This window comes from Paenibacillus sp. MDMC362, from assembly GCF_003269305.1.
GTDB lineage: Bacteria > Bacillota > Bacilli > Paenibacillales > Paenibacillaceae > Paenibacillus_AQ.
In genome coordinates this window covers 1-10,925 of record NZ_QLYT01000001.1, presented here as the reverse complement: position 1 = coordinate 10,925, position 10,925 = coordinate 1, and the positions used below count along the sequence as shown (strand labels likewise).

Genomic DNA, 10,925 nt, shown 5'->3' with positions numbered 1-10,925 from the left:
GAGTTCATTGTAACATGTCCTCTTTTTTCACTGTCTACCATGAGGGGATAATACCAGATAGGACACCCTTTTTTGCGCTGGGCAAAATGGGGTCTGGTTATACGTTTGTTGCTGCCGCCTCCTGATTTCCTGAGGTTTTCGGCTCTTCCGCCGGCTTGGTCTTCTTGATAAAGAAAGCCAGAATGAAGGAAGCGACGCTGATCCATGTCGCAATAACGAAGGCATAGTTAATGCCGTAAATGGTTGCTTCATTTCCCAGCTTAAGCAGGTCGGCCTGATTGTTCGGATCAAATAGCCCCGATTGCATCAGAGCTTCCCCTTTGCTCTCGGCCTGGGTGGACATGACGGTAACTAGAATGGCCGTTCCGATTGAGCCGGAAACCATGCGCAGTGTATTGGACATGGCCGTACCATGAGCGTTCAAGCTCCGCGGAAGCTGGTTAAGTCCCGCCGTCTGGATCGGCATCATGAGCATCGACATCCCGAACATCCGGGCCGTATAGATGATCATCATGTGGTTGTAAGACATGGTTTCGGTCAAATTGCTGAACTCCCACGTCGTAATGACCGTAATCGCCAGACCGATAACAGCCAGCCATCTTGCGCCAACCTTATCGAAGATCGCCCCCGTGATCGGTGACATGATCCCCATCAGAATAGCGCCGGGAAGCATGAGAAGGCCTGATTCCACCGGCGTGAATCCACGAATTTGCTGCAGATAAATGGGAAGCAGGATCATGCCGGCATACATCGCCATCGTGACAATGACATTGATAAGGGTGGTCAACGTAAACATATTGTATTTGAATATCCGGAATTCCAGCATCGGATTGTCGGTCTTCATCTCCCGCCATACAAACAGGATAAGGGCAATCGCTCCGACCGCTAGGGTCGTAACAACCGGCGTGCTGGACCATCCGTCATTGCCGGCATCGCTGAAGCCGTACAGCAGACCGCCAAAGCCCAGGGTGGACAAAATGATGGCGACCATGTCCAGCTTCGGCCGGCTGACCTCGGTAACATTTTTCAGGAAGAAAACCCCGATTAGCGTAGCAATGATCGAGAAAGGCAGGATCATGTAGAACAGCACACGCCAATCATAGTGCTCCACAATATATCCGGAAAGCGTAGGTCCGATGGCAGGAGCAAATATCATGGCGATCCCCATCATCCCCATCGCCTTCCCGCGATTCTCAATTGGGAAAATGTTCAGAAATACAACGGTCATGAGCGGCATCAAAATGCCTGCACCCGCAGCCTGAACGAGACGTCCGGTAAGCAGTAACGCGAAATTGGGACTGACTGCGCACAGCAAGGTGCCAATCGTAAACAGCGTCATCGCACTGATGAACAGCTGCCTTGTCGAGAAGCGCGCGATCAGATAAGCGGTAACCGGAATTAACACCCCGTTCACCAGCATAAAGCCTGTGGTCAGCCACTGGGCAACGGTCGGTTTAATGTTCAAATTCTCCATGATGCTCGGTAGAGCAACATTCATCAATGTCTGGTTTAGAATGGCGACAAAAGCGCCAATCATAAGTGCAGCAATGATAGGGCCTTTCTTAACAGGCTCGCCGGGGCGAGCAACGGTATGGGTACTCATGTGTTGCCTTCACTCTCTTTCTAAGTAAAATCATACATATAGCATGTTTGTTCTATGTGGACATCTGACCTTGGAGGTGCTCAACATTCGTCAAAATTTTGCGGTACAGGACACTTAACTGCTTAACCTCTTCGTCTGTTAGAAAACCGTATAACAAATCACTCAACTCGGCACGTTTATTGGCCAGCTGCTCGATCAGATCCCTCCCGAGCGGCGTAATTTCCAAATGAATGACCCTTCGGTCGGCTGTATCCCTCGTTCGGCACGCCAATCCGCCCTCGATCAATTTATCGGATATGCCCGTAACCGCCCCGCATGTCACATGAATGGAATCGGCCAAGTCCGACAATCTCAATGCCCCCTGTTCATGAAGCATCTCCAAGGCGGTATACTGCGTTCTGCCTAGTTTAGGAAACCCTTCCTTCTGCCACTCATGATGCACAGTTCGAACCATCTTTTTAAATAGCATCTCCAACTCCAGAATTTCATTCCGCATGGACATGTATTTTTTACACCCCTTTAAAAGGTCCAGCACTCCTTCAATAGAGACCAGCCCACTTCGCCTCTATATACTTTAGTACTAAAACATTTATTTCTAAACATTTACTGATTATAGTGGGGGATAATTATAGTGTCAATGTTTACATATATATTTTTTTCATAGTTTTTTTCTGAAAATAATGACTTTTCTCTTGTAAAGCACAAAAAAGACCCAGACTTGGTTTCCCTTATCTGAGTCTTTAGCCGATTCCCTTGCTTTACTTAAACAGCGACGGAATGGACATCCAATCCATCGTAAAGTTCAATTCCAAGCCGTCGGACAGAAACTTCACATTTTTCACAGTTACCAGATCCGGTAAATAGTCCTTGAGCGTAATTTGTATCGGCTCCAGCTGGAACATATTCAAAGGGATCTGGGCTCCCCGGATCTTTGTCGATTCGTGCGTCAGGTGAAGATAGCTTCCCTCGGCAGACATTTGAAAGCGCAGCACTGCGCCAAAGGGCAGAATACCCCATTGCCCATTCATATGGGCTGTCATTGTAGTGCCATTCATGATGAAATCAGCACCTGTAATATCGACGCCCAGGTCATGGGTGCTCATATATTTTACCATGTTCTTCTTGCTGAGCTCCCCGACTTCTTCCGTGCTCAGCAGCATGCGGGTATCCCGATTGGACACCATGGTCATCAACTTGTCCTTGAAATCAACGGATCGGTAGCGCATATCCAGAGATTGCGTAGGATAAACAAACCAGACCAACGCACCGATAATCACAAGCAGAAGGACAAATATACCCAGCAGAAAACGTCCGGCTCTTTTTTTTCGACGTACCATCTAAAAGTCCCTCCTCCCATAGGATATCCCTGAGAAAACAAGGCTTTTCCCATCTCCAAAGTATATAGGAATCCTTGAAACTTGTCACGATTTGAGAAATGTACCCAACTTTCTTGGTTCAAAACATCCAAATCGTGGTTATTACGATAATGTCAAATCATACTTCGGTCCCAAGGAGGAATTATTCCATGAAAAAAACACTAAGCATTACTGCAGCCCTAGCACTCACCCTGTCCCTGACCGCCGTCGCAAGCGCAGATCCGATTAACGGGACGGTATCCAACACTTCTGGGCCGGCTCCCATCTCGACGGAAGAGCCTATTATCAAACCGGAAGAAGTAGTACTGGTGCCTACACCTATGATCGAGATTACGGAAAGAACTTACTTCTATAACGCTCCAAACGGCGAAAAGCTTGGTGCCTTGGCTCCGCAAAAAATCGACACAACCGGAAATCGAACGGGTGTCGTGCTTGGCGGGGAATGGGTTGAAGTTTATACATGGCTCGGTAAAGCTTGGATTTATGTAAAGTAATCAGGTATGACTGCCGGACTTCATGATCTTTCATGTATCCTTGCAGGTTAAATGGCAGGTCAAGACGAACTTGACCTGCCATTTGTATTCGTACCCGTCGGTATCCCCTAGGACGATTCCTTAGGCTCCACGTGAATATGGACGCTCATAATATTGTGAATCCTCTCCATCTGTTCTTCGATACGGTCACTGATCTGATGCCCCTCCAGAACACTGATATCCGGGTCCACCTCGATGACAACATCCACCAGCACATGATTACCGTGAATTCGGGCCTTCATGTCCTTAATCCCCTCGACGCCGGGCGTACGGGCAATCGTACTACGCAAGTCCGATAAACGATTCTCATCAAAACCGTCCGTCAGACTATAGGTGCAATCCCTGAATATTTCCCAAGCCGTTTTGCAAATAATGACACCAACCGCTACCGCCGCTACGGTATCCAGCCAGGGCAGGCCGAATTGTGCGCCAATAATACCTACAGCTGCCCCCACACTGACGAGTGCATCCGATAAATTATCCTTGGCTGCGGCCATAAGTGCGTGGTTATCGATTCGCCGTGCGAGATTCCGGTTGTACCGGTATACGCCAAGCATCGCAACGGCACACACACCGGCTACGCCGGCAGACCATAAATTCGGGATTTCCTTGGAACCTTCAAAAAATGAACGAACGGCTTCAACCAGCACTTGGATACCAACGACCGCCATGATAAAGGAAGCAACCAAAGCCGCAATCGTCTCCGCCCTTAAGTGTCCGTACGCATGATCGGAATCCGGCGGTTTCTGAGAAATTCGCAGTCCGATCAATACGGCGAGCGATGCCACGATGTCCGTCAGGTTGTTAAAACCGTCGGCAAGCAAAGCACTGGATGCGAATAAGTATCCACAAAATATTTTAAACGAGGACAACACGAGGTAGGCGGCAATGCTGATCCAGGCCCCGCGTTCCCCTTGTTTGATGTTATCATAGGCATTCACTTTATAACGTCTCTCCTTTGCTTGTCTTTCGCAGCGGTCGATCGGTATCCATCATTATCCATATTTAATCCTAGCAAAGGTCATTTGTGTGGGTCTAGAGAAACATAATTGCTTCGATCAAAGAACCATGGACGTAGAAAATGGTATTAATCATTGTTACCCTTGCCGGGCGATTTAAAAACGAATAAAATGAGGACAAGCGAACACGAAGAGGAGGGTGATACTATGCCCGAGAATAATGAATCACGTAAAGTGAATTTAGCCGATGCGATCCGGCAAAAGCTGGAACAGAAAAAACAGCAGAATGCGTCCGCGAATAAGCCCGGACAATTCCAAGCCGATTCAGCGCAAAAAATGAAAAGCCAAAACAACAAAAAACCAAACAACCAGCGTCGTCGTACCGGCGGTTCGTAGAAGAGCCGGTACATGCATAACGCAAAAAATGCTGCACCTCCCATACTTGGAAGGTGCAGCATTTTTTTAATGGATCGGGCGAGATGAAAGCCCGCGGCCTCATCCTTCGCCATATCCTAACTCTTAAGCTTCGACCGGGTACATGCTATCGCGAAGTCCCTTGATCTCTTCACTCTCAAGATATTCGTCATAACTCATGCTGCGGTCGATGATGCCATTAGGCGTAATCTCGATAATTCGGTTAGCAATCGTCTGGATGAACTGATGGTCATGCGAGGTAAACAGAATCGTTCCGTCGAAATCGATCAGACCATTGTTGAGCGCCGTAATGGATTCGAGATCCAAGTGGTTTGTCGGCTCATCGAAGATCAGCACGTTCGCGCCGTTCAGCATCATTTTCGCCAGCATGCAGCGAACCTTCTCGCCCCCCGACAGTACGCTTGCTTTCTTCAGCGCTTCCTCGCCCGAGAACAGCATGCGGCCAAGGAATCCGCGCAAGAATGTCTCATCTTGATCCTTGGAATATTGGCGCAGCCATTCCACGAGGTTGATATCAACACCGTCAAAATAGGCAGAGTTGTCTTTTGGGAAATACGCCTGGGTTGTTGTTACCCCCCAGCTGTATTCACCGGCATCCGCCTCGCTTTCACCGGTTATAATCTGGAACAGCGTCGTTTTCGGCATCCCGTTCGGTCCAACAAACGCGATTTTGTCGCCTTTGTTTACAACAAAGCTGACATTATCCAGCACTTTTTCCCCATCCATCGACTTGGTGATGCCATCAATCGTAAGCAGCTGCTTGCCCGCCTCGCGTTCAGGTTTGAAATGAAGAAACGGATATTTACGGTTCGAAGGACGAAGATCCTCCAACGTAATTTTGTCGAGCTGTTTCTTACGGGAAGTCGCCTGCTTCGATTTGGAAGCATTCGCCGAGAAGCGTTGAATAAATGCTTGCAATTCCTTGATCTTCTCTTCCTTCTTCTTGTTGGCATCCCGCTGAAGTTCAAGCGCTAGCTTGCTCGATTCATACCAGAAGTCGTAGTTGCCGACATACAGCTGAATTTTACCGAAATCGATATCCGCAATATGCGTACACACCTTGTTCAGGAAGTGACGGTCATGGGATACCACGATAACGGTGCCTTCATAATCCATGAGGAAGTTCTCAAGCCATTGAATCGATTCCAGGTCCAAGTGGTTGGTAGGCTCATCCAGCAGCAGGTTATGCGGACGGCCAAACAACGCCTGCGCCAAGAGAACGCGTACCTTCTCGTTACCGCTCAGCTCAGACATCTTCTTATCGTGCAGCTCACGTGGAATGCCGAGACCGATCAGGAGCGCTGCCGCATCTGGCTCTGCATCCCATCCGTTCAGCTCTGCGAATTCGCCTTCCAGCTCACCCGCACGCATGCCGTCTTCTTCGGAGAAATCGGATTTCGCATACAGCGCATCCTTCTCTTTCATGATGCTGTACAGCCGGGCATGACCCATTATAACCGTCTCCAGGACGGGATATTGATCGTATTCATAGTGGTTCTGCTTCAGAACCGCCATCCGCTCATTCGGTGTCATATGAACCTCGCCTTGGTTCGGTTCAATCTCGCCGGAGAGGATTTTCAGAAATGTAGACTTACCCGCCCCGTTGGCGCCGATGAGGCCGTAGCAGTTGCCCGGGGTGAATTTTATATTGACATCTTCAAATAGTGCTCGTTTGCCATAGCGGAGCGTTACGCCGCTTGTACTGATCATTAAGCATTACCATCCTTTATCACTATTGGTTTCAGCACATTATAGCATAAGTACGACGGTTATCGAAGCTTCTGGACGATATAAAACGGTTTTAAACAAATATCACCTCCTGCATGCGCCTTTTTCTCTAGTACACGCACACCGATGATCAAAGCCTCTTTTTTCTAGTTTAATAGAAAAAGAGGCTTTCTATTAATGAAAGAAACCCGTCGGATCAGGTCCCACGCTCATACTGCTGCCGCAAGAGCGGTCGGCATTCTGCAAAACGCTGACGTTAAGAAGCAACTGAAAATGGGCCCGAAAGGTTATGAAAAACCTTCCGGGCCTCTTTTGGCAGTCTATGGTGTATGGTGATCGAAATCGCTTGCACGTATCGGTTATGATGTCACGCTTCTTCGCTCAGGCTGAACCTTGAAGGTCTCTCCGTACTTTAATACGCGAATTCGTTCCTTGGCGATCCCCAGCCGCTCGCGTTCCGCTTCCATCCGATCCAGCGCTTCTCTGGCCGTATCGTCTGCCAGCTTAAAGGTGCCGTAATGCATCGGAATCATCGTCTCGGCCTTCACATCCTGGAACGCCTGCAGTGCCTCTTCCGGATTGACGTGCTGCGACGTCATGAACCATTCCGGCTCATATGCCCCGATGGGCATCAGCGCAAGGTGAATGTTGAAGCGTTCTCCGATCAGCTTAAAGCCCTCGAAATAACCGCTGTCTCCGGCAAAATACAAATTCGGCGGAAGCAGGCGGGTGCCATCCTCCGACACAGGTTCGTTATGGCATGGCGATGCATCGGAAGAAGCCGAATCCACCTTTCCATCCTGCAGGACAGGCTCCATCACGAACCCTCCCCAATGGGATGTATTCGTGTCAAACGGCGTGCGCCGAGTCCAATGCTGTGTCGGCACGAAGGAGAATTTCACGCCTTTGATGGTTGTGGCTTCCCACCACTGCAGCTCGATCACGCGGCGAAAGCCTTTATTGATCATTTTGCGACGCAGACCCACCGGTACGATGATCGTGGTGTCCGCACGGTACAGCTTACGGATCGAGGCAACATGCATATGGTCATAATGGGAATGCGAGATCAGAATGACATCGATCGGGGGGATCTCATGAATGGGAAGCCCAGGTTCTCCAAGACGCTTATTAAATCCCATTCTCCGCGCCCATACGGGATCAGTCACGATGTTCAAGCCTTCATATTGGATGAAGAACGTAGCGTGCCCGATCCAGGTAACGGAGGTTTCGTGCCGGTTGCTATGCAAATACTGAAGATCCGGCGTCAGGTTCGGAATGCAGTAGGAATAATCCTTCTTCTTCTGACGACGTTCGTCGCGCCACTGCTTGAATTGCTTAAGTGTTTTATCCGTGCTGACGTTATCGATATTGTTATAGCGAATTTTTGGCATGCAGCCTCCTCCTTCCATTACCCTGTATTTTACCCCGTATTGACCTCTCGCTCAACTTTGCGCTTGTTGTTCTTTTTACACCGAACGATTCGTGGCCAACCAACCTGGATTTGCCTTTATCCGGAATCAATCCGATGGATCTTTATACTTGACGACGTAGATCGCCATAAAGGCTACAGCAGCCAGTACGGTGAGCAGGGGTGCTATGAAAATGGCGAAATCCTCCACTTGCCTCACCCCTTCTTCGCGGATTTGCCGCGAATGTAGTTTGCATCGAACAGAAACAATCGCATCAGCAGGATCAGGGAAGGAACCAGCACGCAGAAACCCAGGATAAATGCGGTAATCAATGCGATCGCCATCGTATCGTTGGTTATGCTCTCATGAATATGGATGTAATCATAGAGAATATACGGCAGATGCGAGCGTCCATACCCGTACCAGGCAAAGGCGAATTGGAGCATGACCATAATAAAAGCGATGCCGAGCCGGATTCGTTTCCATACGAGGTACACCGCAATGACAAAGCAGATGAACGACGCGATAAACATCCATGCGATATCCAGCATCTGCCCAAAGTGAACCGGATTCTGGTGGTTAATCTGAAAAAACGCGAACAACGAAGCCAGGATCGTCGGGCCGCTCCATCCCAGGGCATAACCCCGGACCACGCCGAACGCTACCTCATCCCCCGCACGCTGCGCGTAATAGGACAGGAACATCGCCGAGATGTACAGCACGCTCACAAGGGCAAGCAGGATGACCGACCACGTGTACGGATTCGTGAAGAACGTATACCAATGAAGCTCTACCTTTCCGTTGTCCATGTAGATAATGCCGCCTTCCGAGATGGCCAATATCGTTGATAGCGCGGCAGGGATGAGCAGTCCCGTGGCCCCGTAGAGCCCCATATACACGATATTGTTCCCGGTCTGGCTGCCATACGTGTGATAGGCGTAGTAAGCGCCGCGGATCGCCAGCAGCACAAGGGCCAAGCTGCCCGGCACAAGCAAGGCGGTGCCATAATAATACGCAGCATCCGGAAAGAAGCCGACAAGTCCGACCACAAAAAAGATCAGGAATACGTTGGTCACTTCCCAGACGGGAGATAAATATCGCTGGATGATGTTATGAATCTTATTCTCGTGTCCGGTGAGCACGCTGTAATAGCTGAAAAATCCGGCGCCAAAATCAATCGAGGCCACCAGCAAATAGCCAAACAGGAATGTCCACAGCACGGTTATTGCCACCATTGCATAGCTCATTTGCGGTCTCCCCCTTCGATTTCGAGTCCCAGCAGCCGGATTTCCTCTTCCGCGCTTTTATTCCGGAACAATTGGCTTAACACGCGAATCGCGGATACGGACAGCACCAAATACAGGATTATAAACAGCACCAGCATCCAGCCGACGCTTGATGAAGTGGTTGCCGCATCCGATACCTTCATGTATCCACGTACAATCCACGGCTGCCTTCCGATCTCGGCAAGGAACCAGCCCAGCCATATGGCTGACATCGATAGAGGTCCCAAAGCCAATATACTGAGCAGCAGCCATTTTGGATAAGGCCTTTTGCCAGGAAGTTTCTTTCGGAACATATACAGGAGCGGAATCAGAACGATCACGGCGCCGCTGGTCACCTTTAGATCGAAAAAATAATGCACCGACATCGGCGGTCTCTCATTTGCCGGAAACTCATTCAGTCCAAGGACCTCCGTGCTGGGGCTGTTTCCCGCCAATATGCTTAGCGCGTACGGAATCTTCAATGCATACTTAATCTCGTTATTCTCATCCAGAAAGCCGCCGTAAATGAGCGGGGCTTGCCTCATCGTTTCAAAATGCCACTCAGCCGCCGCCAGCTTCTCGGGCTGGTATTTAGCCAGAAATTTGCCGGAGAAATCTCCGATCATCACGGTGGCCACAGCAAAAACAAAGGTCGACACGACGGTGAGCTTCAGCGCTTTCTTAAAGTAGATGTGCTTGCTTCCCCGCAATATACTGAAAGCGGCTATGCTGGCCAGCGCAGCGGCGCTGGTCGTAAACGCAGACGCCAGCACATGGCTTACCTTGGTCGGCGTCGCCGGATTGAACATGGCCACGAACGGATTCACATTCGTAAATACCCCATCCACCAGCTCGAAGCCCTGAGGCTGATTCATAAACGCATTCATGCTCGTGATAAAAAACGCTGACGCGGAGGAGCCGATCGCCACGGGAATAAGCAGCAGCAAATGGGTCCATTTATTTTTGAATCGATCCCATGTATAAAGATAAATGCCTAGAAAGATCGCCTCCACGAAAAAAGCAAAGGTTTCCATGAACAGCGGCAGCGCAATGGCTTTACCGGCGACACGCATAAAGGTGGGCCACAACAAGCTGAGCTGCAGGCCGATGGCGGTGCCTGTCACGACGCCGACGGCCACCGTAATCACGTATCCCCGCGCCCAGCGCCGGGCAAGCAGTGTATAATGGTTGTCCCCTGTCCGTATCCCCCTCCATTCCGCCAGAGCCAGCATGATCGGAATCCCAACGCCGATGGTTGCCAGAACAATATGCACAAACAGGGTCAAACCGGTCAGGATCCGGCTCATCAGTACGGGGTCCAGTGAAGACATCGGGTTCACTCCTCGGTTTCTTTATCCAAAATGTTTCATATAGCGCAGATACCCTTTTACAGCGCCGTATAGCATGATGGCCGCAACAATAAAGCATAGAATCGCAAGCTTTCGCTCCTGCTTCCTGTGCATCCGTTAGCCTAGCCTCCTTCAGAGGTTGTTAAAAAAGTCCGATTTTGATAAGAAAACCTCTATCGAGGCCACTTCAAGGATGAGCGACCGCGATGCATAGGTAGGTTTTCTTGCGATATAGAATTTCATCAGTTCCACTGATAACTCATAAATT

11 protein-coding genes are annotated in these 10,925 nt (G+C 49.7%); 2 read left to right on the top strand and 9 right to left on the bottom strand.

From position 1 onward, the window contains the following. Positions 1–97 precede the first annotated feature (97 nt). From DP091_RS00050 to DP091_RS00040, 3 genes are all read right to left on the bottom strand, one after another. Positions 98–1,603, bottom strand: coding sequence for a DHA2 family efflux MFS transporter permease subunit (locus tag DP091_RS00050; RefSeq protein WP_113056498.1), 1,506 nt, complete (start codon positions 1,601–1,603; stop codon positions 98–100). Between the two features lie 52 nt (positions 1,604–1,655). Further along, positions 1,656–2,105 carry a MarR family winged helix-turn-helix transcriptional regulator gene (locus tag DP091_RS00045; RefSeq protein ID WP_113056497.1) on the bottom strand — a complete coding sequence of 150 codons (450 nt, stop codon included), beginning with the start codon at positions 2,103–2,105 and terminating at the stop codon, positions 1,656–1,658. A gap of 256 nt (positions 2,106–2,361) precedes the next feature. Further along, a complete protein-coding gene (locus DP091_RS00040) occupies positions 2,362–2,940 on the bottom strand; it encodes a hypothetical protein (RefSeq protein ID WP_113056496.1) in 579 nt (192 codons plus the stop codon). Positions 2,941–3,128: 188 nt separating this feature from the next. Between DP091_RS00040 and DP091_RS00035 the strand changes: the two genes are divergently transcribed. Beyond that, positions 3,129–3,473: a hypothetical protein gene (locus tag DP091_RS00035; RefSeq protein WP_113056495.1), complete on the top strand. Its 345-nt coding sequence runs from the start codon at positions 3,129–3,131 to the stop codon at positions 3,471–3,473. Positions 3,474–3,580: 107 nt separating this feature from the next. Here DP091_RS00035 and DP091_RS00030 read toward each other — a convergent pair whose 3' ends face one another. After that, entirely contained in the window at positions 3,581–4,453 is an 873-nt protein-coding gene (locus DP091_RS00030; RefSeq protein WP_113056494.1) for a cation diffusion facilitator family transporter, read from the bottom strand. A 225-nt stretch (positions 4,454–4,678) separates the two neighbouring features. Here DP091_RS00030 and DP091_RS00025 point away from each other — a divergent pair, with 225 nt between their 5' ends. After that, complete coding sequence (locus tag DP091_RS00025; protein WP_113056493.1) at positions 4,679–4,867, top strand: hypothetical protein; 189 nt, start codon at positions 4,679–4,681, stop codon at positions 4,865–4,867. A gap of 123 nt (positions 4,868–4,990) precedes the next feature. On the opposite strand, the gene DP091_RS00020 is transcribed toward DP091_RS00025, so the two are convergent. The 5 genes from DP091_RS00020 to DP091_RS00005 all read right to left on the bottom strand — a co-directional run bounded on the left by DP091_RS00020 (position 4,991) and on the right by DP091_RS00005 (position 10,639). Next, on the bottom strand, positions 4,991–6,616 hold the full coding sequence (locus DP091_RS00020; protein WP_113056492.1) for an ABC-F family ATP-binding cassette domain-containing protein: 1,626 nt from the start codon (positions 6,614–6,616) through the stop codon (positions 4,991–4,993). A 377-nt stretch (positions 6,617–6,993) separates the two neighbouring features. Next, positions 6,994–8,025, bottom strand: a complete 1,032-nt coding sequence (locus DP091_RS00015; protein WP_113056491.1) for an MBL fold metallo-hydrolase — start codon at positions 8,023–8,025, stop codon at positions 6,994–6,996. 126 nt (positions 8,026–8,151) lie between these two features. Beyond that, positions 8,152–8,253, bottom strand: coding sequence for a cytochrome bd oxidase small subunit CydS family protein (gene cydS / locus DP091_RS32455; RefSeq protein ID WP_422759654.1), 102 nt, complete (start codon positions 8,251–8,253; stop codon positions 8,152–8,154). Positions 8,254–8,258: 5 nt separating this feature from the next. Continuing rightward, positions 8,259–9,290 (bottom strand): cytochrome d ubiquinol oxidase subunit II, encoded by a 1,032-nt coding sequence (locus DP091_RS00010; RefSeq protein ID WP_113056490.1) that lies wholly within the window; start codon positions 9,288–9,290, stop codon positions 8,259–8,261. Beyond that, complete coding sequence (locus tag DP091_RS00005; RefSeq protein WP_113056489.1) at positions 9,287–10,639, bottom strand: cytochrome ubiquinol oxidase subunit I; 1,353 nt, start codon at positions 10,637–10,639, stop codon at positions 9,287–9,289. Before DP091_RS00005 ends, DP091_RS00010 begins: the two co-directional genes overlap by 4 nt. Between the last annotated feature and the right edge of the window lie 286 nt (positions 10,640–10,925).